Annotated in this window: 23 protein-coding genes and 1 pseudogene; 12 read left to right on the top strand and 12 right to left on the bottom strand. The window is 68.0% G+C overall.

The features are described 5' to 3' along the window. Nucleotides 1-145: 145 nt before the first annotated feature. Genes OG735_RS02490 through OG735_RS02475 form a run of 4 tightly spaced genes read right to left on the bottom strand, consistent with a single transcriptional unit; the run spans nucleotide 146 to nucleotide 4,581 of the window. On the bottom strand, nucleotides 146-1,165 hold the full coding sequence (locus OG735_RS02490) for a 3-oxoacyl-ACP synthase III family protein (RefSeq protein WP_327321464.1): 1,020 nt from the start codon (nucleotides 1,163-1,165) through the stop codon (nucleotides 146-148). Beyond that, a complete protein-coding gene (locus tag OG735_RS02485; RefSeq protein ID WP_327321463.1) occupies nucleotides 1,162-1,815 on the bottom strand; it encodes an SRPBCC family protein in 654 nt (217 codons plus the stop codon). Before OG735_RS02485 ends, OG735_RS02490 begins: the two co-directional genes overlap by 4 nt. Beyond that, nucleotides 1,787-3,568 carry a thiamine pyrophosphate-binding protein gene (locus OG735_RS02480; RefSeq protein WP_327321462.1) on the bottom strand — a complete coding sequence of 594 codons (1,782 nt, stop codon included), beginning with the start codon at nucleotides 3,566-3,568 and terminating at the stop codon, nucleotides 1,787-1,789. The genes OG735_RS02485 and OG735_RS02480 overlap by 29 nt, the downstream gene beginning before the upstream one ends. Further along, nucleotides 3,565-4,581: a GlxA family transcriptional regulator gene (locus OG735_RS02475; protein ID WP_327321461.1), complete on the bottom strand. Its 1,017-nt coding sequence runs from the start codon at nucleotides 4,579-4,581 to the stop codon at nucleotides 3,565-3,567. The genes OG735_RS02480 and OG735_RS02475 overlap by 4 nt, the downstream gene beginning before the upstream one ends. 480 nt (nucleotides 4,582-5,061) lie before the next feature. Here OG735_RS02475 and OG735_RS02470 point away from each other — a divergent pair, with 480 nt between their 5' ends. Together OG735_RS02470 and OG735_RS02465 are read left to right on the top strand one after the other, a co-directional pair. Then, entirely contained in the window at nucleotides 5,062-5,499 is a 438-nt protein-coding gene (locus OG735_RS02470; protein WP_327321460.1) for a hypothetical protein, read from the top strand. 226 nt (nucleotides 5,500-5,725) lie between these two features. Continuing rightward, a complete protein-coding gene (locus OG735_RS02465) occupies nucleotides 5,726-5,914 on the top strand; it encodes an SRPBCC family protein (protein WP_327321459.1) in 189 nt (62 codons plus the stop codon). Nucleotides 5,915-6,159: 245 nt separating this feature from the next. Here the strand turns inward: OG735_RS02465 and OG735_RS02460 are convergent, their stop codons facing one another. The 3 genes from OG735_RS02460 to OG735_RS02450 form a co-directional block, all read right to left on the bottom strand. After that, on the bottom strand, nucleotides 6,160-6,558 hold the full coding sequence (locus OG735_RS02460) for a VOC family protein (protein ID WP_327328182.1): 399 nt from the start codon (nucleotides 6,556-6,558) through the stop codon (nucleotides 6,160-6,162). 93 nt (nucleotides 6,559-6,651) lie between these two features. Beyond that, on the bottom strand, nucleotides 6,652-7,044 hold the full coding sequence (locus OG735_RS02455) for an AraC family transcriptional regulator (RefSeq protein ID WP_327321458.1): 393 nt from the start codon (nucleotides 7,042-7,044) through the stop codon (nucleotides 6,652-6,654). A gap of 233 nt (nucleotides 7,045-7,277) precedes the next feature. Continuing rightward, nucleotides 7,278-8,693 (bottom strand): APC family permease, encoded by a 1,416-nt coding sequence (locus OG735_RS02450; RefSeq protein WP_327321457.1) that lies wholly within the window; start codon nucleotides 8,691-8,693, stop codon nucleotides 7,278-7,280. A gap of 500 nt (nucleotides 8,694-9,193) precedes the next feature. Between OG735_RS02450 and polX the strand changes: the two genes are divergently transcribed. Beyond that, on the top strand, nucleotides 9,194-10,927 hold the full coding sequence (gene polX, locus OG735_RS02445) for a DNA polymerase/3'-5' exonuclease PolX (RefSeq protein ID WP_327321456.1): 1,734 nt from the start codon (nucleotides 9,194-9,196) through the stop codon (nucleotides 10,925-10,927). Between the two features lie 69 nt (nucleotides 10,928-10,996). Here the strand turns inward: polX and OG735_RS02440 are convergent, their stop codons facing one another. Beyond that, on the bottom strand, nucleotides 10,997-11,557 hold the full coding sequence (locus OG735_RS02440; protein ID WP_327321455.1) for an ATP-binding protein: 561 nt from the start codon (nucleotides 11,555-11,557) through the stop codon (nucleotides 10,997-10,999). Nucleotides 11,558-11,741: 184 nt separating this feature from the next. On the opposite strand from OG735_RS02440, the gene OG735_RS02435 reads away from it, so the two are divergent. After that, entirely contained in the window at nucleotides 11,742-11,975 is a 234-nt protein-coding gene (locus tag OG735_RS02435; RefSeq protein ID WP_327321454.1) for a DUF397 domain-containing protein, read from the top strand. Between the two features lie 89 nt (nucleotides 11,976-12,064). Beyond that, nucleotides 12,065-12,967, top strand: coding sequence for a helix-turn-helix domain-containing protein (locus tag OG735_RS02430; RefSeq protein ID WP_327321453.1), 903 nt, complete (start codon nucleotides 12,065-12,067; stop codon nucleotides 12,965-12,967). Nucleotides 12,968-13,048: 81 nt separating this feature from the next. Here OG735_RS02430 and OG735_RS02425 read toward each other — a convergent pair whose 3' ends face one another. Then, complete coding sequence (locus tag OG735_RS02425) at nucleotides 13,049-13,861, bottom strand: SAM-dependent methyltransferase (protein WP_327328181.1); 813 nt, start codon at nucleotides 13,859-13,861, stop codon at nucleotides 13,049-13,051. 400 nt (nucleotides 13,862-14,261) lie between these two features. Here OG735_RS02425 and OG735_RS02420 point away from each other — a divergent pair, with 400 nt between their 5' ends. Next, nucleotides 14,262-15,071, top strand: a complete 810-nt coding sequence (locus OG735_RS02420) for a hypothetical protein (RefSeq protein ID WP_327321452.1) — start codon at nucleotides 14,262-14,264, stop codon at nucleotides 15,069-15,071. Here the strand turns inward: OG735_RS02420 and OG735_RS02415 are convergent. Beyond that, nucleotides 15,000-15,803, bottom strand: coding sequence for a DUF4267 domain-containing protein (locus OG735_RS02415; RefSeq protein WP_327321451.1), 804 nt, complete (start codon nucleotides 15,801-15,803; stop codon nucleotides 15,000-15,002). The genes OG735_RS02420 and OG735_RS02415 overlap by 72 nt on opposite strands. Between OG735_RS02415 and OG735_RS02410 the strand changes: the two genes are divergently transcribed. Together OG735_RS02410 and OG735_RS02405 are read left to right on the top strand one after the other, a co-directional pair. Further along, entirely contained in the window at nucleotides 15,783-16,865 is a 1,083-nt protein-coding gene (locus tag OG735_RS02410; protein WP_327321450.1) for a BTAD domain-containing putative transcriptional regulator, read from the top strand. The two genes, OG735_RS02415 and OG735_RS02410, sit on opposite strands and share 21 nt — an antisense overlap. Then, complete coding sequence (locus OG735_RS02405) at nucleotides 16,838-17,227, top strand: hypothetical protein (RefSeq protein ID WP_327321449.1); 390 nt, start codon at nucleotides 16,838-16,840, stop codon at nucleotides 17,225-17,227. The genes OG735_RS02410 and OG735_RS02405 overlap by 28 nt, the downstream gene beginning before the upstream one ends. A 26-nt stretch (nucleotides 17,228-17,253) precedes the next feature. Here the strand turns inward: OG735_RS02405 and OG735_RS02400 are convergent, their stop codons facing one another. Next, complete coding sequence (locus OG735_RS02400) at nucleotides 17,254-17,646, bottom strand: signal peptidase I (RefSeq protein WP_327321448.1); 393 nt, start codon at nucleotides 17,644-17,646, stop codon at nucleotides 17,254-17,256. Between the two features lie 79 nt (nucleotides 17,647-17,725). Between OG735_RS02400 and OG735_RS02395 the strand changes: the two are divergent. Further along, a pseudogene (locus OG735_RS02395) lies at nucleotides 17,726-17,806 on the top strand (IS21-like element helper ATPase IstB); the annotation flags it as partial. Between the two features lie 48 nt (nucleotides 17,807-17,854). On the opposite strand, the gene OG735_RS02390 reads toward OG735_RS02395, so the two are convergent. Continuing rightward, nucleotides 17,855-18,382, bottom strand: a complete 528-nt coding sequence (locus OG735_RS02390) for a GNAT family N-acetyltransferase (protein WP_327321447.1) — start codon at nucleotides 18,380-18,382, stop codon at nucleotides 17,855-17,857. Between the two features lie 949 nt (nucleotides 18,383-19,331). On the opposite strand from OG735_RS02390, the gene OG735_RS02385 reads away from it, so the two are divergent. The 3 genes from OG735_RS02385 (at nucleotide 19,332) to OG735_RS02375 (ending at nucleotide 21,754) form a co-directional block, all read left to right on the top strand. Continuing rightward, nucleotides 19,332-19,658 (top strand): hypothetical protein, encoded by a 327-nt coding sequence (locus OG735_RS02385; RefSeq protein ID WP_327321446.1) that lies wholly within the window; start codon nucleotides 19,332-19,334, stop codon nucleotides 19,656-19,658. A 217-nt stretch (nucleotides 19,659-19,875) separates the two neighbouring features. After that, complete coding sequence (locus tag OG735_RS02380) at nucleotides 19,876-20,508, top strand: class F sortase (RefSeq protein WP_327321445.1); 633 nt, start codon at nucleotides 19,876-19,878, stop codon at nucleotides 20,506-20,508. Nucleotides 20,509-20,605: 97 nt separating this feature from the next. Next, nucleotides 20,606-21,754 carry a serine hydrolase domain-containing protein gene (locus tag OG735_RS02375; RefSeq protein ID WP_327321444.1) on the top strand — a complete coding sequence of 383 codons (1,149 nt, stop codon included), beginning with the start codon at nucleotides 20,606-20,608 and terminating at the stop codon, nucleotides 21,752-21,754. The last annotated feature ends 27 nt before the right edge of the window (nucleotides 21,755-21,781 follow it).

Below are 21,781 nucleotides of genomic sequence, written 5' to 3'. Positions count from 1 at the left end.
CGTTGCGATCACAGCGCAGGACATCCGCATGACGATGCCGTCGCAGGGCTGTTCCCGGCCTTCGGTCTACCACCGACGCTTTGAAGACGAGCGCCGTCGGACCGCCGTCGCGGCTCCGGCACGATGAGGCGCCGTACTCCAGCCTTCATCCCCGCCCTCCGCGCCAGCGGATGGCGACGGCACCGGCGAAGTCGCCTGCGTGGGCGAATCCCCCCAGCACCACCAGGTCGCCGTCCTCGAGGTGCTGTGAGCGGATGGCACGGTCCAAGGTGATCGGGATCGCCGCTCCGAATAGATTCCCGCATTGATCGAACGTGTGCAGGTGCCGTTCGGCCGGCAGTTGCAGGGCTTCGCGCCAGTTCCGCAGGAACGTTCGGTTGGGCTGGTTGGTGATGAACACGTCGATCTCGGTGGTGGCCACCCCGAGTCGCCCGCACAGGTCCGTGACCACCTCTGGCACGAGGCGGTTCCCGCGTGCCAGGACCTTGGCGACGCCGGCCTCGGTGAATCCGATCCGCAGCTGGGACTCCCCGGGCTCCCAGTACTTGCGGCCGTCGTCGAGCATCACGGTCATGTCGCCGGCGTAGGCACCGATGTGCCGGGTCTCCACATCCAGCACCGGGGCGCCGGCCGAGGTCGTCACGTATCCCACGCCGCAGCCGTCGCCCGGTATCGCGGCCTGGGCGAGCCTGCGCACCTCGGACTGGGTGAACCACTGGCCTGCGGCGCTTTGCGCATTGCAGATCAGGGCGGTTCTCGCATCGGTGGTGGTGAGCAGCCGACGGGCCAGCTTGAGCATGTACACGAATGACGCGCAGCCCGCGTTGGCCACGTCGATCAGCCATTCCGGGTGCAGTCCCAGTCGGCGTGCCACTTCGGTGCCCGCGCCCACGAACGGGAGGTCCGGCACCTGGCTGTGCACCAACAGCACATCCACGTCGCGGATCTCATCCCTGCCGTGCCGTTCGATCAGGGGCTGAACCGCGCGCTCGATCATGTCCGCGTTGGTCTCGTCCGCGGCCACGTGGTGACGTAACGGGGGGACCTTGAACATGGGGTGGTCGCGGAGCTTGTCCTCGGCTCCGGGGTACTCGGTGTAGAACTCCGCGGGCACCGGCTCACCGGGAAGGTAGCTTGCGACATCGGTGAGGCTGACCGTGTTCACTGCAGCACCGCCGTCGCAGGTGGCACGCTGACGGGCAGGCCGCCGCGGTGGCGGTGCTCCAGGATTGCCTTGAGGTTTCTCATCTCCACGGTGTGGCCCGCGTAGAACAGATCCCAGTAGTCGCCCACCCACGGCCGCTCCGGGCGGGGCGCCGTCTCGGGGTGGGGGTTGTCGTCGTAGTACGGGTGCCGGCAGTTGGTCCAGGTGATCACCGACCCCGGCTTGTTGAGCACCAGCGGGGCCGGGACGACGCGCATCAGGTAAATCATCCACAGCTTCTCGCCCTGGTCCCAGGAGCAGTGGTAGTCCACCGTCATCGCCTCGGGGTTGGCCACCACCTTGCAGTAGATCCTGGTGTCGTCCTCCAGCCGGTCGTGGCCGACCCACAGTCCCGGGGTGCCGGCGGGCGCGAAGTCCCGCAGGCTGCAGGTCCACTCCTCCAGGTGGTGACCCTGGCGCAGGTAGTCATAGGCCTGCTCCGGTGGACAGTCGACGTGCTCGTGGATGGTGCAGTACTGCCCGTAGACCTGGTGGTGCGGATAGACCGCGCGGGTGAGGTCCATGCAGTGGGCGGTCAGCTCCTCCTTGCCGGTGTTCTCGATCCGCATCAGGCCGGGGATGTCAGCCAACGTGGACGGGTCCGCGCTCATCGGAACTCTCCTCGCTCTCGGTGCTTTCAGTGCGTTGAGTGCTTTCGGTGAAGGACAGGAAGGGAAGGAAGGGCGGGATCTCCCGGGCGTCGCAGTCCAGCGAGATGAACGCCGGGCCGCTGCGCGCGTTGCTGCGCAGCAGCGCCTGGCACAGTTGCGCGGCGTCGCCGGCCCATGTGGCCCCAAGGGCCGGAAAGGCGGCGGCCACCCCGGCGGCGATGTCTGTCCGGGCGAACAGGTCGTCGCTGCGGACGCCGCCCTGGAAGAGCTCTTCGCGGATGGCGCACATGCCATGGGCGTTGTTGTTGAAGATCACGAAGGTCACGGGTGCGGCGTACTCAACGGCGGTGTGCACTTCCATCCCGTGCATGAAGAACGCTCCGTCGCCCGCGAGTACGTAGGTGCGTTGGCCCGTGGCCAGTGCGGCGCCGATGCCGGCACCGAAGGTGTAGCCCATGCCGCCCATGCCGACCGCCACCACGAAGCGGCCGTGGCGCGGTGCCGGAAGCAGATGGACCGCGCTGGCCCCTGCGTTGCCGGCGTCCACGAAGACGTGCGCGTCCTGGGGGAGTGCCGCCTCGACCGCGGCAACCGCCTCGGCGTAGGAGATGGTTCCACCACCGGCCTGCGCAACCGGCGTCGGTGGGGGCGTCGGTAGGGGACCGGCGTGCTCCGGGCAGGGAAGCGGGCGCGACGGAAGCTGCCGCGCCACTGCACGCAGCGTGTCCCGCAGGTTCCCGCCCAGCGCGATGCCGGCTACGAACGGCGGTTCGGGGTCGATGCAGACGACCGGGGTGGCGGCCAGGGCCTGGTCCAGTCCGCCGCGTGCCAGTACCGGCAGCCGGGTGCCAACCAGCACGCAGAAGTCGGCCCGCCGCAGACAGTCTTCGACATTTGCATGCCCCATCACCCCGGCTACACCTGCGAACCGGGGGTCCCGGTTGTCGAACACATCCTTGGCGTCCGGGGTGACCGCCACCCAGGCCCCGAGCCGCCGGGCCAGCTCCGCCAGCTCCGCGCACGCATTCGCGGCGGCCACCCCTTCACCGGCGATGACGAGGACACGGCTCGCGCCGCGAAGCGCGGTCGACGCAGCGTCCCGAGCCTCGGCTTCGAGCCCCGCAGCGGACGCGCGCGACGCGGTCGCTGCCGGCACGAGCGGCGTCGGCGTCACGCCGCGTACGGGCACCTCGATCCGTGCCTGCTGCACGTCCTTGGGCAGCAGCAGCACCGCCGGCCCCTTCGGATGGGTCTGTGCCGCCGCGACCGCCCGGGGCAGTAACTCCGCGAACGCGTCCGCGTCATCGACCCGGGCGCAGAACCGGGAGACGGGTGTGAACACCTCCATGGCGTCGAAGGAGCCTGCCTTGCCGCTGGAGTCCTGGAACGCCCCCCGGCCCTCCTGGCCGGTGGGCGGCTGTCCCACGAGAGCCAGCACCGGCACCCGTGAGGCGTATGCCTCCGCCAGACCCGGCACAAGATTCATCGCGCCGCCGCCCGAGGTGGCTGCGACAACGCCGAGGCGCCTCGTGGCGCGGGCGTATCCGTCGGCCATGGTGACGGCGGAGAACTCGTGCTTGGCGACAACGCCGCGGATGGTGCTGCTGCGGTGGACGGCGTCGTACAGGTCCTCGATGTTCGCACCGCCGACGCCGAAGAGGTGGGTGACGCCGGCCCTGGTCAACTCTGCTGCCAGGTAGTCGACAAGGCGTACCCCGCATCCCTCGCGAATCTCGCGTGGCGTGGCTGTCATACGGAGCTCCTGTCAGCTTGGTCGGGCTGGACCATGAGGCCGGACGGCGAGATGATCTGAAAGCGGTGTCGGTACTCGTTCGGGGTGAGTCCCAGGGCTCGTCCGAAGGAGCGGAAGAACGTCTCGGGGGCCGCGAATCCGCAGCGGCGCGCTACCTGGCCGACCGTCAGATCGGTGGTCTCCAGCAGCTCGCGGGCGCGGGCGATACGCGTCCGCTCGACGTATTGGCCGGGGGGCGTGCCCACCTCGCGCCGGAACACCCGGGCGAAATTGCGCAGGCTCATATTGGCCCGCTGGGCGATCTCGGCCACGGGCAGCGGTTCCTCCAGGTTGTCCAGGATCCACTCCTGTGCGGCCCGGATCGGCGCGTGATCGGCCAACTGGGCGTCGAGGACGGCACTGAACTGCGACTGTCCTCCGTGCCGCTTGAGGAACAGCACCAGAAAACGTGCTATCTGCAGCGCGAACGCCGCGCCGTGGTCGGCCTCCACCAGAGCGAGGGCCATGTCGATGCCGGTCGACACTCCCGCCGAGGTGACGAACCGGCCGTCCCAGATGAAGATCGGCTCGGGGTCCACCGTCACGTTCGGGTAGCGGTAGGCCATCTGCTCGCAGTACGCCCAGTGCGTGGTGGCGCGCCGCCCGTCGAGCAGGCCCGCCTCGGCGAGCAGAAAAGATCCGCCGCATACGGACGCGACTCTCCGCGACCGGGCGGCGGCCTGGCCGATCCACGAGACCAGCTCCCGGTTCCCGAGCGCGTCGTTCAGGCTCCATCCGCCCGGGACGAGGAGGGTGTCGATCGGGCCCTGACCCGCTTCCAGCGGGGCGGCTTCGATCACCACCCCTGAGCTGGTCCGCACCAGTGGCGCATCGGTGGAGACGAACTCGATCCGGTAGGGGGCACCCGACTTGGGGAGCAGCCGGTTGACGGTATCGAACACTTCAATGGGTCCGGTGATGTCCAGGGCCTGCGCACCGGAGTAAACAACCACCACAACACGTCGCTCTAACACGGTCACAGCCTGTATCCGGTGTCGAACTGGCCGCAATGACAGCTTGTTGACGAATCCGGCCAACGGGCAGTCAGTGACTGCCGGAGCGAGGCGCTGACCAGGCAGTTCGTGCACATGACTGGCAGGCGTAGGTGAGGTAGGTCACAGCAAGCCTCGCGGCCCGCGCAGGGGCGGTGAAGGGGCGGAGGCTGCCAGGGGGTGTTGCTGATCCGTTCGCGATCCGCCGCGCGTAGGGCCCCGAGTCGGTATTCGTCACCGGCAATAGGAGCCGGCAGAGCAACTGCCACCGGACACGCCACTGAAGGCACCGGAGGACACCTTCGATGAGTTGGTCGAACGCCGGGACGAATCCGCTGTACTCCTGAAGGGTGACGCAGAGCTTTTCCGACCTTTGTCGCGCATGGGCGGGGAAGGGATTCGGAGGCCCAAAAGATCGGCGGCATCCCGCGCGGGCGCCGCACGTCAGAAGTGGAGTCGGCCTTGGCGCCTGTACCGAACGGCCTCTACATGATCGCCCGTCCTGGCGAGCAACTGCTCACGCTGGGCGAAGAGGAGCCCAAGACACCCGTTGTCCTGCTGCCGCCCACCGGCAACCCCGGCGAGCAGGAATGGCAACTGGAGGAGCTCAGCAACGGCAACTGCACGATCCGCAATCTCAGGACCCAAACGTATCTGTCCTTCGACGGCGACCCGGAGATGAACAAGCCGGTCGTCGGGTACCCCGAGCCCCGCGAGTGGACGCTCTACCAGAGCGCGCAGCCGCACACCTTCCACGTCGTCGTCCCTGGAGGCCCCGTCGACGGCCAGGAGCTGGCCCTGGACCTCAGCCTGCTGAGGATCTTCCCTCCCCGAACCGCCCTGAGGTCACTCGACGTCAACGACCGACGCCAGGCGTGGGCCTTCCAGTTCACGGAGTAGAGGCGCGAACTGGGTGCCCGGGTCGGCGGCCGACCTGGGCACCGCCTCGAAGGTGCGGCCCTGCGACGACGTCCCGCCTGCGGTGATTCACCGGGAATCGCCACGACCCAGTACGGGATCCTCACGGGAAGCAGGCCGCGTTTCAGCAGTCAGCGGAGGCGGTGGTTGCCCCAGGAAGGTTTCCCCCGGCGCTGCCGGAACGGCTGGGGTCGGCACGGGTGAAGCGGTGGAAGACCTCGGGGACCGGCAGAGGGTAGTGACGCTCGCGCTTCGCGATCTCGGCGGTCAGGCCACGGAGCTGGTAATCACTCAGGAGCACTTCGCCACTGTGGAGCGCTACGCCCTGAAGGAGGAGGGCTGGACTCAGAGTGTCGACAAGCTGGAGAGGCTGATGTCGGCAGACGCGTCGGCATGACGATCCATGACGCGGCCGACTTGTGGGTGCCGTTCCCAAGGAGGACTGGCACGAGGCCGATGCGTACCGCGTCGACGAGTCCGGGCGTCCCGGGTGCCGGACCACCTCGCCGACGCCCGACGCCGACGGTCTTGTCGCCGACTTCCGCCTTGGCCAGGAAGCCCCGGAGAGGCCCGGCAGTTCGTCCGCGGAGGGTGCCTCCCGCCCACTCGGCGAGTTCGCCGTAACACGCCCTGGGACAGCCCTCAGGCCTTCGGCTGGGTGAAGCGAATGCTGTTGCCGAAGGGGTCGCGGAGGCCGCAGTCGGTTCCGTACGGACGATCGGTGGGTTCCTCGGTGAACTCCACGCCCCGGCCCAACAGCGTCTCGTACGTCTTGCGGCAGTCGTCCGTGCTGAAGATGAGATGGCCACCCATCACCCCCTTGGTCACCAGCTCGCGGACCTGCTGCGCCGTCTCCTCGGACATCGCCGGAGCGCCCGGCTTCTCCAGCAGGATCTGGCGCTCCGGGTGACCGGGGACGCTCACGGTCAGCCAGCGCATGAAGCCCAGGTCGACGTCGGCGTTGACCTCCAGGCCAAGCTTGCCGACGTAGAAGTCGAGGGCCTCGTCCTGGTCGAGGACGTAGATCTGTGAGTGCGTGATGGCGTTGACATTCGCATCACGCTACCGGGCAAGCCGGACGAAAACTTATCCGAAACTGCTCAGTCGACGGACGGGTAAGGGCAGTGCGGACGGTCAGGAGCTCGGCCGCATCCACGCCATCGTGAAGCACGTCGGTACGTCCGTGGCCGCCGCTTCCTTGCGGTACGTCCTCGGTGACCGGCCCACGATGTCGCGGAATGTTCGGCTGAAGGTTCCCGGGCTGCCGAAGCCGACTTGGAAGCAGATGTCCGTCACACTGCGGTCGGTCTCCCGCAGCAGGAACATCGCACGCTCGACACGGCGGCGCTGCAGGTAGCGGTGCGGCGTCTCGCCGAACGTGGCCCGGAAGGTGCGCGTGAAGTGCGCCTGCGACACATGGGCGATCCGGGCCAGGGCCGGGACGTCCAGCGGCTGCGCGTAGCCGCGGTCCATCGCATCCCGTGCCCGAAGCATGCGGCGGTTGGACTCTTCTGCAGCGCGGCTCACGGCGCCATCACACCACGGTTCTCCGCCGTCCGGTCAGATCCGGTGACCCATCCACTCCGCCTCTTCCCAGCGCAAGGTGGTGCACCACGACGGCCGCGCCCAGCAGTACTGCCGACCAGGTCGTCGTGCCCATGGCCGACACGCCTCCGCGGCTCACGGAAGCCTGTCGGCCATGGTGGCCAGTCGGTGCGTCACATCGTGATGCCCGGCTGGGACCTCGCCGGTTGACGGTGTCAGGCCCGTGCGTCCTCAGGGATGGAGACCAGCCACCTCGTGTCACGGCGCGGCCGCAGGTAGAAGACCCAGTACAAGGTGGCGACGGCCGTGATCCCTCCGGTCCACAGCAGGTAGGTCATTTCCTGCTGGCTGAGGATGTACGCGAGCACGGCGATCAGCAGGACCGGCATGGCGGGCCACAGAGGCATCCGCCAGGCGGGCTGGGCGGCGTGCGATCCACGGCGGGCGAGCAGTGCGGCTACGGCGACCAGGAGGTACATGCCGGTGACGGAGACCCCGGTGACGCCGTAGAGGGTGTCCAGGTTCACGAAGCACAAGAGCGCTCCGGGAACGCCCACGACGAGCGTGGCGACCCAGGGGGAGCCGAAGCGGCCGAGCTTTGAGAGCGCGTTGTTCACGGGCTGGGGCCAGGCCTTGTCGCGGGCCGAGGCGAACAGGACGCGGGAGTTCTGGATGACCATCACGATGCCCGCGTTGATGATCGCGAGGGCCACGCAGAGGCTGACGAAGGTGCCGACGGCAGAGTTGCTCCACGCGGTGACCATGCCGCTGATGTCGCCGCTCGTGAGGGCCGCGAGGTCAGGGGCGCCCATGGTGATGGCGATGACCGGCACCAGGATGATCACGGCGGAGATGGCGAGGGTGGTGAGGACGGTGCGGGCGACGTTGCGGCGCGGGTTGTCCAGTTCCTCGGAGAGGTAGACGGCGGTGGAGAAGCCCTGCGTGACGAAGAGGGCGATGGCCAGCCCGGAGACGATCAGCATCGCCGTGACGGGGTCGGTCTTCCCGTCGGAGCCGGCCACCGTCAGGTCGACGAGGCTGCCCGCGCCGCGCTGGGAGTGCGCGAAGCCGAGGACGGCGACGACGGCTGCGGCGATCACTTCGAGCACCAGGAAGACGCCGGTGATCCAGGCGTTGGCCCGCAGGTCGAGCAGGCCGGCCAGGGTGGCGAGCAGCATCACGCCGGCGCCGGCGTAGGAGGGGTTGAGGTGGACGATCGGGGCGAGGTAGTCCGCCGTGCCCATGGCGATCACCGGCGGCACGATCACCACGACGAGGAGGGACAGCACGAAGACGAGCCAGCCTGCGAGCCGGCCGGCCAGGGTCGACACCATGGCGTACTCGCCGCCGGCACTCGGGATGAGGGTGCCGAGTTCCGAGTAGCAGAAGGCGACGGCGATACAGAGCAGCGAGCCGATCGCGATGGTGAGCGCAGTCGCGGTACCGAGGCTGGAAAACAGGTCAGGGACAACGACGAAGAGCGTGGAGGCGGGCGTCACGCAGGACAGCGTGAGCAGAGTGCCGCCCACCACACCGATGGAGCGCTTGAGCTTCTGAGGAGTGCTGCCATCCGCCGCCTCGGGCACTTCAAGGACTGCGTCGGGGACGGGGGTGCGAAGCGTCTCGGTCATGGAGTGGTGGTTCCGATCGATTCGTGCGACGGGTGTCGAGCGGGAGCGCTATCGCCTCCGGGCGGCTGTGCAATGGGTAGAACCTGCTCCCGAGGCGCCATGGAACCTTGCGGAAACCGCAACGTCAACGCCCATTTGCCTACGGAATCCGTAGCAGCATCTCAATCGGATTTTCGCCACTTCCATGGCAGTCCGCTCCATTGGATTCGATTGAGCAGACCTGGATGGATCATGACCATGTAATCAAAGGCATTCATGATAACTGGCTTGCGTCACCCGTTTTATGTGGCTGTTGCGATATCCGAAGCAGCAGTCCATAAACTCGGCGTGATCTGTCCACTGTCCGGACCGCGCCCGCGGCCTGCCGGTCGCCGCGCTGCATGGCACTCACCGCGACGGTCGGCGCTGTGACGATGCCTCGGCGGTCCGGCCAGGGCCGGGCCCCTCGGCGCACAGCATCGGAAGCTGCCTGTCCAGCGGTATCGGAGCACCATGAAGATATGGTCCGAGCCAACGAGGAGGTCGAATCACTCCTGGAGGAGTACGCCGACCTGATCGCGATCAGCGGTGGGGATGCCTTCAAGGCGCGTGCCTACGAAAAGGCCGCCCGTGCCGTCGGCGGCTACCACGCGGACGTCTCGAAGCTCGACGCCAAGGGTCTGCGGGACATCCCCAACGTGGGCAGATCGATCGCCGACAAAATCGCCGAGTATCTGCAGTCCGGTCACGTCGCCACCATCGAGGAGACCAGGGCATCGATCCCCGTCGGCGTCCGCGAACTGATCACCATCCCCACGCTCGGGCCCAAGAAGGCCATGGTCCTGTACGAGGAGCTGGGCATCACCTCCGTGGACCAGCTGCTGGACGCCATCCGCGAGGAGACGCTGCGCGACCTGAAGGGCTTCGGTGAGAAGACCGAGGAGAACATCCTCCACGGCATCTCCCTGATGCAGGAGGCCGGCGGTGGCCGGATCCTCATCAGCGCCGCGATGGACATCGCGGAGCACATCGTCTCCGAACTGTCCGGGATCCCCGGATGTGAACGCTGCACCTACGCGGGATCGCTGCGCCGTATGAGGGAGACGATCGGGGACATCGACATCCTGGTGGCGGCGGAGCGGTCGGCGCCGTTCATGAAGGCCCTGAGCAACCTTCCGGACACGGCCGAGGTCATCGCGCACGGGGAGAAGAAGACGTCCATCCGTACCACCAAGGGCCTCCAGGTGGATCTGCGGGTCCTTCCGCCCGCATCCTGGGGAGCGGGACTGCAGTACTTCACCGGATCCAAGGCGCACAACATCCGCACCCGCGAGATCGCGGTACGCCACAAGCTCAAGCTCTCCGAGCACGGGCTCTTCCACGCCGAGAGCGGCGAGAGGATCACCGCGGACACCGAGGAGGACATCTACGTCAAGCTCGGCCTGCCCTGGATACCGCCGCCCCTGCGTGAGGACCGGGGGGAGATCGCGGCAGGGCTGCGCGGCGAACTCCCCGACCTCCTGGCCGAGAACGACATCAGGGGTGACCTGCACACCCACACCGACCTCACCGACGGCCTCGCCCCACTGGAGGACATGGTCGCCGCCGCTGCCGACCGCGGCTACGCGTACTACGCGATCACCGACCACGCTCCGAACCTCTATATGCAGCGCATGACCGACGAGAAAATCCTCGCGCAGCGCGAGCGCGTACGCGAACTCGACCGGAAGCACCACGGGATGCGGCTTCTGCACGGGACAGAACTCAACATCGGCCCGGAAGGGGAGGTCGACTGGCCGGACGACTTCCTGGAGGGCTTCGACCTGTGCGTGGCGTCTGTCCATTCACACTTCAACCAGAGCCGACAGGCGCTCACCCGTCGGCTCGTACGTGCCTGCGAGAACCCGAACGTTGCCATCATCGGCCACCCCACCACTCGCCGGATAGGTAAGCGCCCCGGCATGGACGCCGACTTCGACGCGGTCTTCGAAGCCTGTGCGAGAACGGGCACCGCCCTGGAGATCAACGCGCATCCGGAGCGTCTCGACCTCTGCGACGAGGACATTCTGCGCGCGAAGCGGTACGGCGTGAAGTTCGCGGTGAACTCGGACGCGCACTCCACCACGCATCTGCCGTACATGCGCTACGGAGTGGGCACGGCGCAGCGTGGATGGCTGACGAAGGACGACGTCATCAACACTTGGCCGCTTACCAAGCTGCGACGTTTCCTGCACAAGGTTGGCGCTCGGGCGTAGGGGTCTGGAGTCACGAGCGCCGCCGCCCTGCCGCTGCTGTCGGCCATGAATGCGGCGCTGGCTGCGCGGCTACGCGGGGCGCCGGGGCAGGGGGCGGGGCTTTGGACGGAAGGGGCTGGGGAGGGGCAGCGTCGCCCAGATGGTCTTTCCGTACGGCAGCGTCGGGGACCAGGACCACGTGTCGCTCAGCGCGTCGATCAGTGCAAGCCCTCTGCCCCCGAGCGCCAAGGTGTCGGGGTCGCGCGGGCGCGGCGGATCCGGGCTCGGATCGGCCACGGCGCAGACGAGATGTCCGGGATGCCGGAACAGGCCCAACCAGAGGGGGTACCCCTCGGCGTCCGCCGCAGTGTGGGTCAAGGCGTGCTGGACGGCGTTGGTGACGAGTTCGCTGACGACCAGCTCCGTATCGGGAACAAGCGGTTGCAACGCCCACCTGTTCAGGGTCATGGTGACGAACTGCCGTGACTGACGCGCGTTCTGGGGCCGGCCGTCCAGGCCGCAGGCGGCGAACAGGCCGGGGCCGGAGCATTCGTCGTGGCCGAGGTCCGTTGAGTCCGCACACAGGCCTTGGGGCAGCGGTGTCGCCTCGCGGCCGTCACACCGACGAGGCACCTCTTGCTCGAACCTCATCGTCGAAGAGGCTGACATGTGAGTCGTCACTGGTCATGTCCCCCTGCAGGCTTCGGTGTTCGATGCTGCGGCAGCCGATGAAGGACGAGTATTGTCGAGCGCGCCCTGAGAATGCAATTGCATCTGAGATTGCATGGCTGGTTCCGGGGCGAACTAATGTACGAGCGGGGAGGGTCTGGCGGGCATGGAGTTCTCCAACGGCATACAGGTGGGTGCGCTGAATTCGGTGACGTGGATCAAGAGCAGTTACAGCAACGCCACGGGAAACTGCGTGGAGATGGCGGCTCTGCCGGACGGGAACGTGGCCGTGCGCAACTCCCGTGATCCGCATGGGCCGACCCTCGTCTACACCAGGGAGGAGATCGCTGCCTTCCTGGCGGGAGCCCGAGCCGGCGATTTCGACTCCATGATTGGCTGAAAGGGAGTGGTGGCCGACCGGTTCCCCCTGGCTTGCTCCTGCTGTGCTCGATAATGTCGTGGTCTTCTCATAATCCGCAGGAGCGCGCGATGGCTGCAGCTGTACCGAGCCCGTCGTTGTTCGTCGAGTCACTGGGCGCGGTTGAGAGCAACCCGACCGCCCTGAAACTCATTCTGGGCGGCAAGTTGCGCCAGCTGCGCATGAGCGCTGGACTCGACCCGTCCGGCGTCGACACCAGGTTGGGCTTCTCCCGGTCGAAGACCAGCCGGATTGAGCTCGGTCGGCACGGTTGCAAGCCCGCTGACGCTCTGGCCCTGCTGAGCCTGTACGGGGTGAGCGATGAGGAGCGTGTCGCTGAGTTCCTGCGGCTGGTGGAGCAGTCACGTCGGCCGGACTGGTGGCGCTCGTTCAGCGATGTCCTGTCCGACTTCTTCGCTCCGCTGGTCGCCCTGGAAGGGGCGGCGGCCACCATCCGTACCTACGAGCCGTTCTATGTACCGGGCTTGCTGCAAACGCCCGCGTACGCGCGTGCGGTCATCAGCTCCGGCCCCGCCCACCTCTATCCGCACGACGTCGGGCGACGGGTGGACCTCAGGCTGGAACGGCAGAGGCAGCTCGAACAGCCGGACGCGCCCCGTCTGTGGGTGCTGATCGACGAGTCCGTGCTGATGCGCACGGTCGGCGGACCGGAGGTGATGCGCGGGCAGCTCGAGTATCTCGCCGCGATAATGGAGCAGCGCCGTGTGGTTCTGCAGATCGCTCCGCTGGATGTGACCGCCTCGGCCGGTGTCGGCACCGGCGTGACGTATCTGCGCTTCGCACTCGGCGAGCTCAAGGACGCCGTTTACATCGAGCACCTGACTGACAGCACGTTCAGCCAGAAACCGCAGGTCGTCGAGCAGTACCGCGACATGCTGGACCGGCTCGGGGCCTGCGCCCTCACTCCGAAGGAGTCGATCGAGCTGATCCGGGAGCGCCTGTCCGGCTCGTGACACAGCAGCGTTCCGGGTGGGATCCCGCGAGGCGCATCCCACCCGGAACTGTCGATGCGGAGGGCGAGTTGGACGCCGGTGCTAAGGGAGCCGAGCGACGCCGCCCCACTCGATCCATTCATCGGTCAGCTGGGCGGGCGCGAGGTCGGAGTCCGGTCGCCAGGTCGACACTTCCACCAGGCCCGGTTCCAAGATCTCCAGCCCGGTGAGGTACTCCGCCACCTCGTGTTCCTCGCGGACGCGCCCCCAGTGACCTCCGGTGGCTTCCGCCATGAAGTCGGTGACGAACTTCCGGATTTCCGGCCGGTCGCTGACGAGCTGGCAGACGACAAGGAAGCTTCCGGGCGCGAGACGTTCCGCAACCCGACGGACGAGGGCGCCCGGGTCGGACTCGTCCGGGATGCAGTGCATCACCGACACGAACAGAGCAGCGACCGGCTGGCTGAAGTCGATCAGCCGTGTCGTCTCCTCGTGACCGAAAATGACTTCCGTGTCCCGCATGTCGGCCTGGATGACGGCGGTGCGGTCGTTCTCTTCCAGCAGAGCTCGACCGTGTGCCAGCACGATCGGGTCGTTGTCGACGTACACCACTCGTGAGGCCGGATCGACCGCCTGGGCGACCTGATGGACATTGTCCTGGGTCGGGAGACCGGAGCCGTGGTCGATGAACTGGCGCACGCCGTACTCCGCGGCCAGCATACGTACCACACGCTGCAGAAAACGACGGTTGTTGACGGCCAGCGTCTTCGTGCTGGGAACCTGAACCAGCAACTGCTCGCAGGCCTCACGGTCGGACTGGTAGTTGTCGTCGCCCCCCAGGTAGTAGTCGTACATACGCGCCACGCTGGGCACCTTCGTGTCGATGGCGTCCGGGCGCCACGCCTCGCGTTTCATCCAGTCCTCACCCGCATCCTCGGCAATCTGGTCGTGTAAGGCGACCATGCTATGAGTGGCCGGGAGGGCGGTGCAGGCGATGCGCGGGACGAGCGAGATTGAGGCATGTTTTCGGCCACACCGGGGAGTTGAAGAGATGTAGCCGATCGTCCCCAAGGCCCCCATGTGCAGGTCTTGTGCGACTTGGTGCACGATCTGGAGGTGCGTGGCCACAGCGATGCGCTGATGGGCAGGGTCGTTCGGCGCTGTGAGCGTGAGGGGGGTTGGTCGGCAGATGTCCGGTGGGACGGGTGTTCGGCATGACGTTCTTGAGAGGGGCCGGGACGGCGGGGGCGAGGCTGTTGCCGACGAGGTGCCGGGCGTGGCGCGTGGGGGTGTCCGGGCGCGGTTGTACGGTGCGTTGAGCTGGCTGGTGCGTTTTGTGGGGGGCACGCTGCTGGGGGAGTGGCGTGGTGTTGTCGTGGAGCCGGTGCGGGGGCTTGTGCGCCGGGGGTTGGGCGGGGTCTCGTTGGCGTTGCTGGCGACGTTCGCAGTTATCTTCTTCCACGCGATTCACGTGACGCCGAGGGGTGCGGTGGTGGTGCGCCTGCTCGGCGAGGTGCGTGCTGACCTGCCGCTGCCTCTTGCCTTGTTGCGGACTCCTGTGTCGCTGTTTGTGCCTGCGCTGGATCTGCCGGTGTGGGCGGGCATTACGCAGTTGTTCCTCGCGTTCGCGCTTGCCGAGCTTTCGCTGGGCCGTACCCGGACTCTGGTGGTTGCGTACGCTACGACGCTGGCCGGCACGCTCAGCGTGCGGGTGATGATTGCGCTCGGTCCGGGGTGGTGGGGGCTGGGGCTGCCGCCTGAGATCGGGCAGGTGCTTGACACGGGGCCGTCTGCGGCGGTGGTGGGCCTGTTCACCTACCTCGCGGTGGTCCGGCGGGCGCCTGTTCTGTTCGCTTTCACCGGTGGCTCCATGGTGCTGGAGTCGGTCGTCAAACCCAATCTGGCCGCTCGTGAGCACCTGATTGCCATCGGGGCCGCAATCGTGTTGGGGCTGCTTCACGGACGCTTCCGAGTGCGTCCGCCCAGGGATGAGGCGGTGCTGCCGGACGGGGGACGGGTCGGACTTGGGCGACGTTTGATGCGTGGTTCTGGATCACCTTCCGCGCCGGAGCCACGGAAGGCCACCGAAAGCGCGACCGGGTCCCGCTCCCACCGCAGGGTGTGAGGCCGGTTCGGCGAACCCAGGGGTGCTCGCCGGGAGCGGGCGCTCGTGCAGGAGCAGACCGGCGGTCACCGCCACCGCGGCGGCGGTGAGGCCGTGGACCCCGTACGCGGTGCTGGGTGATCCGTCATTGCTCAGGACGATCATCATGTCGCCGGCCGGAGCGAAGGTTATCGCCAGCATCGCCCAGCCCAGCGCCCTGCGGTGCCCGGACAGGAGGAGCGCGAAAACGACCAGGCCGGTCGCGATGTCACGCACGCCCTTGACGATGAATGCGCCGCCCAAGGCGGCGAGGCCGGTGGCGAGGTGCTTCAGGTTCATTGCAGATCTCCGGGGAGAAGGAACGGAATGGTGTGAGCCGAGGTGATCGCCATGGGGCGCGCCAGCTCCGACTGGTACGCTCTGTAATGCCTCTTGTAGGGCCTTCAGCGGCGGACGTGGCGGATGCGGCGGATCTTGCGGGCAGTACTGAGGGCGGCCGACGGCGTACCAGAGCAGGCGGGCGGGGAGCGGCAGGGGGCCGAGGATCATCGAGCGCTCGGTCCGATCGGCTTCCTCGAGGACCATGCCGAGGAAGAACAGCAGCTTGGGTTTGGGTGTGCTCGCCATGAAGTGATCACCCAGCGCGTTCCACTCCCGCGCGGACAAGTGCCGTTCGGCGAGCGGGAGCAGCGACTCCTCCTCGTCGTCGAGGTGCTCCACAAGGACCGCGCGGTGCTCGGTGAGAGCGGCCACGAGCAGGTCGCGCTCTGTCTCTCCCGCCCCGGTTTCCCAGGCGGGCACGGCTGCCTCGGCCCTCGCCAGGGTCGCGGCGGCCTCGACGACGCGGTCGACGCCTGGCGTTTCGAGCGGCTGCTCCGCGACGCCCGCGAGATCCTCAAGCCCGAGCCGAGCACCGCCAGGCGCCTCCTCGAGGAGGCGCTGTCGCTCTGGCAGGGCCCGGCGTACGCGGAGACGGCCGACGAGTCGTGGGCCCGCGCCGAGACCGCGCGCCTGGAGGAGCTGCGGCAGGTCGCCCGGGAGCTCCACGTCGCCGCAGGGCTGCGCTCCGTCGACGTCTCCGGAACCGTTCCCGAGGCCGAACTGCTCACCCGCGACGAGCCGTTGCGTGAGGAAGGCTGGCGCCTCCACGCCCTGGCGCTCTGGGCCGTGGGCCGGCAGGCCGATGCGCTGGCCGCTCTCCGCCGGGCCCGTGCGGTCCTCGCCGACGAGGTCGGCCTCGACCCCGGCCCCGCCCTGACCGAACTCGAAGAGGCCATCCTCACCCAACGCGTAGCGGTCCTCCACGCCGCAACGGACACCCCACCGCATCAGTCGCCGAGCCCGTCGGTCTTTCCCGCGCAACCCGTTCCCAGCCAACCCGCCACACTCGCCCAACCCACCACCGACGCGGACCTGTTCGTCGGCCGTGAGTCCGAGCTGGCGCTCCTCACCACTGCCGCCGACCAGGTGCTCACGACAGGCCCGGGTGTCGCCCTGGTCACCGGAGAAGCGGGTCTGGGCAAGTCCGCGCTGCTGGAACGGCTGGCGCACCGCCTGCGCCGTGACGGATGGCTCGTCGCGATCGGCCGCAACACCGACACCGAGGGCGCCCCGCCCGCCTGGGCCTGGGCCGAAGCCCTCCGTACCGTCGCCGCCGCCCTCCCGCCCCCATCCGAGTCGGCCGCCGCCTTGGCCCCCCTCCTCTGCGACGGAACATCCGGCGCCGAACCCCTCGTCCACGAGGATGCGGTCGCGGGGCGGTTCCGATTGCATCGGGCTGTCTGGCAATGGCTCGCGACGCCTACGGCCCGCTGACCGAGGACCTGCTCGCCGCGGCTCTGGCCGCCGCCGGCCGGTTGGACGAGGCCCGGCAGGTCCTGGCACAGGCCGGGCCGATCCGAACGGACTACTTCTTCAAGGTCCTCGCGACCTTCCGCGCGATGGCGATGGTCGGGATCGGCGAGAAGAAGGGCGCCGAGGAGCTGTACGCGTCACTGCTGCCCTACCGCGACGCACCGCCGCCCTCCTCGGGTTTCACGTTGGCCATCCGGCCGGTCGCGTACACGCTCGGCGAACTCGCGAGGCTAGTCGGCCGCGACGACGAGGCTGCCACCCACTTCGCCCGTGCGGCCACCATCGCCGAACGGTGGAACAGCCCATTGGGGATCACGGGGTGATGGGCGTGAGGAGGCCGCCGAGGGCGTCAGGCGGAAGACCGGGCCTGACTCTTCTCATCAGGGGCTCGGTAGCCGGGAACGGAAGGCCAGCGGACTGTGATCACGACAGATTCTTCCTCCGCGTACCAGGAGTGCTCCACATCTCGGCCCCACACGACGTAGTCGCCTTGTTCGGTCAGGAGCACGCTGCGACCAGGCAGATCAACGCGGAACTGGCCACTGATCAGGACGAGCAGAGCCGTACGCGCCTCACCCGTCACCCACTGGGCACGCTCGTCACCGCGCGGGTGAACACCCCACTTGATCTCAACGGCCTCGCTGTGCCGTGGATCGCCCGTGTCCTTGAAGTGTCCCAGCAGCCATCCTCGGTCCATCGCCGCGTCTCGGCCTGCCTTGCCCACGTACACACTGTCGTTCATGCACGCGGACGGTAGCAGCCAACCACCTTGCTGCCTGCGATGGGCGTGACCAGTGCTTTCGCAGCAGACCCCAGTGCTGAGAAGAGCCGAGCTGCCGTTCAGGGTTCTGACGGAGCGTGAGGAGAAGAACAACGTGGCCATTGCCTCGAACGAGTCCTTCGCCACGCGCACTTGGGCCGGTGAACTCGTGCGGAATGCCGCCGAAGGATCACGGGTTCGGTGACGCCAGCGGCGGGGGTTGTGCCTGGTCCAGGGGGAGATGGGCATGAACGTGACCGTTGTGCTGGTCCGTGGTGAGCCTGGCGTCATTTCGGCGCAAGGCGGCGATTGCCCCGAGGTTGGTGGCGGTGGTTTCGGCGACCACGAGGCGTGCGTCTGCTCTCGCCGCTTCGTTGAGGAGCGCCCGGAGGGCGGCGGTGCCGATTCCGCGCCCGCGTGCGGAACGTGCAAGCCACATGCCTGTTTCGAGCACCTCTTGACTGTCGCGGCAGGCCAGCCGTGCTGATCCGACGATGTGCCCGTCGGTGAGGATCGCGAATGTGCTTTCTCGGAGCGGACCGGCCAGTCCTGGCCGGCGATCCCGATGCCAGGCCCGGAAGGCGTCCTGCCGTGCCGGCGTCCAGCCTGGCGGACCGGCCACGGGTGGCATGACCTCGCCGGGTGCCGCTTCGTTGACAGCCACCGCGAGGAGCCCTTGGAGCATCTCCTCGTCGACGTGACGCAATTCCACCGTCACGATCACAGCGATTCCTCTCCACTCTGTGAGCCAAGCCGATTCTCAGGCCGCTTGGTGCCGTCTTTCGATCATCGTGTTCTGCCGATCAGCGCGCCAGCGGTTTTAGGGGTCGGCGCAGGAAGCTCGGCCGAGGAACCGTGACCGACCTGCCGCGAGGCGTAGAAGTCGTCCCGGTGCATGCCATGCGCGCACCGCTACGACCAGGGACCCCGACACATGTCAGGTCCGTTCGGGCGGGGCCGGGTCAGCGTGTGTACTCCCGCTGCTTTCGCGTCAAGCAGCCTGCCCGAGACGCGGGCCCGCACCATCTTTTCGATGTGGTTGAGAATGACCACCAACCGGACTGTCCATCGCGGGGCTCTCGGAGACGTACACACGGCCGCTCTCGCGCCGACAGGAAGACCGGACTCACCTGCGAGCGGTGGCCTACCTGATGCTCGGCTCGCTCGGCGAGGTCGATGACGCCGTCCAGGAAGTCTGGCTGCGCATCAGTCGCGCCGGTACCAGCAATGTCGAGAACCTCACCGGGTACGTACTGCCAACGAATCCCTGGCACAGGTCACTAGCCCGTTCGCCGTCCTTCTGGTGTTTCCTCCGGCGTGACGGTCTCTGCTCCGGTGACCTGCGTAAACGATCAAGCGAGAGCAGCCACTACGCCTGCCTGGGTGACGGATATGGCGATGCGTCATGTTGCGGAGCTGACGGACTGTCGGTTGCCTCGGGAGCGGAGCACAGCAGAGGCGCCGCGCAGACAGGCCGGACACTGCTCCGTTGGAGGATCCTCGTGCGTAACACACATGTTGGTGTAGGTATCGGCCTGGTTCTCGGTGCCCTTTGCCTGTCGGTCCCGGCCGCTTTCGCCACCGGTGACTCAGGCCTTGACATCGGCCCGGGGAGCGTTTCCCCGGGCTCCAAGGTCACCGTCAGCACCACGGCCTGCGGCCCGGACGTGACCTATGGCAAGGGAGAGTCGGAGGCCGGAGGGGCGTTCCACCTCTTCGAAGGTGACGGTGAGGGTGTGCTCACCGGCGAGTTTCAGGTCCCGGAAGGGACTGAGCCCGGCAGCGACACAGTCACCGTGAAGTGCCCGCCGCGGACCAAGGTCACGGATACGTACCAGGTCACGGGCCGTCGGCCGAGCGGCTCGGTCGACGCCGGCTTCGAGCCGGCCAAAGACAGAAGTAGGCAGTACGCCCTGGGCGGTGTGCTGCTCGCCGGAGCCGCCGCCGCGGGTGTGGTCAGGAGACGCCGACGCCTGAGCGGCATCCGAACCTGACTGCCCAACTCCCACCGCATCGGCCCGGACCTGCATCGGCCCGGACCTGCATCGACCCAGATCGCATCGGCCCGGACCTGCATCGGCCCGGGGGCCGCGAGGACCCCACGCCACCCCGCCGCGAAGCAGAGGCTCAATCGCGATGGAAACAGGGCACAAGACCAGCGCTTGCCTGCACTCGTCCACCCCTTCAGTGAGGTTCCTGGCCTGCGCACTGATGGCCGGTACCGTGCTGGTGATCAGCGGGGCACGCGACGAGCAGCCACCGCAGCCGTCGGCGGCCCAGGCCTTCTCCACCTCTGTACGCCCCGCCCGCAGCGGCACCGCCTCAGCCGCGGGCCGCGCCGTCCTGCCGCTTCCTCCGTCGAATCCGGTCCGGCTTAGGGTCCCCGCCATCGGCGTGGACGCCCCCATGACAAGGCTGGCTCTCGACGCGGCAGGGAGGCTACGGCCGCCGCCGGCCGACCACCCCAGCCGTGCCGGCTGGTACGGCGACGGCACTGTTCCCGGCTCGGTAGGAACAGCCGTCACCGCCGGGCACGTGGACACGCCCACCGGCCCCGGCGTCTTCCACGGCCTCGGCGCCCTGTCCAAGGGCGACACCATCGAGATCAGCCGGGCGGACAGGCGTGTGGCCGTGTTCGCCGTCGACGCCGTGGAGGTTTACGACAAGAAGAAATTTCCGAACGAGAAGGTCTATGGCGGCTCCGACGTGCCTGAACTGCGGATGATCACCTGCGGCGGCAGTTACACCAAGCGCACTGGCTACCGGGGCAACGTCGTGGTCTACGCGACGCTGACGGCGGTGAAACAGCCCCCCGGAACATCAGGGTCCTCCGCGCTGAGGTGAGCGGCGGGTGATCGGGTTGGATTCGACGGCACCGGCCCGATGATTCTGCGCCGCGGCGAGAGTCCTGTCTCCGACCGCACAGTTGAGAGGGTGGACCATGACCGATCTGCGCGACACGCTGGAGACGCACGTCAGTAAGGGCTCGGTGCCGGGAGCGGTGGGCCTGGTGGCCCGCGGTGACCGGGTCGAGGTGCAGGCGGTGGGATCCGTCGACGTCGAGGGCACCGCCCCGATGGCCAGGGACTCGATCTTCCGCATCGCATCGATCACCAAGCCCATCGTTGCCGCGGCCGTCATGATGCTCGTCGAGGACGGCCGGATCGCGCTGGACGACCCGGTCGGGCAGTGGCTGCCGGAGCTGGCGTCACCGAGCGTCGTCCGTACGCCGGCCGGGCCGGTGGACGACGTTGTCCCGGCGGTCCGGCCGATCACCGTGTTCCACCTGCTCAGCTCCCGTGCCGGGTACGGATTCCCGTCCGACTTCTCGCTGCCCGCGGTCGCGCCCCTGTTCAGCGAGCTGAAGCAGGGACCTCCGCAGCCACAGACCGTCCCCGCGCCGGACGAGTGGATGGCGGCGCTGTCCCGTATTCCGCTGCTGCACCAGCCGGGCGACGGTTGGCTGTACAACATCAGCTCCGACCTTCAGGGCGTGCTGATCGCCAGGGTCACGGGACGACCGCTGCCCGAGTTCCTGGCCGAGCGGCTGTTCGAGCCGCTCGGGATGGCCGACACGGCATTCGCGGTACCGGCGGCCAAGCTCGACCGGTTCACCGGCTACTACCGGACCGATCCCGAGGGCGGTCTCGAGCTGGTGGACGCCGCCGACGGGCAGTGGAGCAGCCCGCCGGTGTTCCCGAGCGGCGCCGGCGGTCTGGTCTCGACCGCCGACGACTGGCTCGCCTTCGGCCGGATGCTGCTCGCCGAAGGGACGGCGGGCGGCCGCCGGCTGCTCACGCCCCAGTCGGTGCGGCAGATGACTGCCAATCACCTGACCCCGTCCGAGCGAGAGTCCGCCGGGTTGTTCCTCGAGGGCATGGGCTGGGGTTTCGGTGGTGCGGTTGATATCGAGGCCGTCGAACCGTGGAGTGTGCCGGGACGCTACGGCTGGGTCGGTGGCACCGGAACAACAGCGCACATCACACCGTCCACCGGCGGGGTCACCATCATGCTCAGCCAGCTGCAATTGGGCGGACCGAGCTTCCCCGCGCTGATGCGGGACTTCTGGCGGTACGCGGCCGACGTCTGAGGTGGAGCGTGGTGCCTGGCTGAATCC

Source organism: Streptomyces sp. NBC_01210, from assembly GCF_036010325.1.
In the GTDB taxonomy this organism is placed as follows: Bacteria; Actinomycetota; Actinomycetes; order Streptomycetales; family Streptomycetaceae; genus Streptomyces.
This window is presented reverse-complemented; position numbering and strand designations above follow the sequence as displayed.

Bases quoted from the DNA above. Each gene is read 5' to 3' on its own strand.
- OG735_RS02380 (WP_327321445.1), top strand. From the start codon at position 19,876: ATGGCCGGTACCGTGCTGGTGATCAGCGGGGCACGCGACGAGCAGCCA.
- OG735_RS02450 (WP_327321457.1), bottom strand. From the start codon at position 8,693: ATGACCGAGACGCTTCGCACCCCCGTCCCCGACGCAGTCCTTGAAGTG.
- OG735_RS02375 (WP_327321444.1), top strand. From the start codon at position 20,606: ATGACCGATCTGCGCGACACGCTGGAGACGCACGTCAGTAAGGGCTCG.
- OG735_RS02435 (WP_327321454.1), top strand. From the start codon at position 11,742: ATGGAGTTCTCCAACGGCATACAGGTGGGTGCGCTGAATTCGGTGACG.
- OG735_RS02440 (WP_327321455.1), bottom strand. From the start codon at position 11,557: ATGAGGTTCGAGCAAGAGGTGCCTCGTCGGTGTGACGGCCGCGAGGCG.
- OG735_RS02480 (WP_327321462.1), bottom strand. From the start codon at position 3,568: ATGACAGCCACGCCACGCGAGATTCGCGAGGGATGCGGGGTACGCCTT.
- OG735_RS02425 (WP_327328181.1), bottom strand. From the start codon at position 13,861: ATGAAACGCGAGGCGTGGCGCCCGGACGCCATCGACACGAAGGTGCCC.
- OG735_RS02405 (WP_327321449.1), top strand. From the start codon at position 16,838: ATGGCTCGCGACGCCTACGGCCCGCTGACCGAGGACCTGCTCGCCGCG.
- OG735_RS02400 (WP_327321448.1), bottom strand. From the start codon at position 17,646: ATGAACGACAGTGTGTACGTGGGCAAGGCAGGCCGAGACGCGGCGATG.
- OG735_RS02485 (WP_327321463.1), bottom strand. From the start codon at position 1,815: ATGAGCGCGGACCCGTCCACGTTGGCTGACATCCCCGGCCTGATGCGG.
- polX (WP_327321456.1), top strand. From the start codon at position 9,194: ATGGTCCGAGCCAACGAGGAGGTCGAATCACTCCTGGAGGAGTACGCC.
- OG735_RS02430 (WP_327321453.1), top strand. From the start codon at position 12,065: ATGGCTGCAGCTGTACCGAGCCCGTCGTTGTTCGTCGAGTCACTGGGC.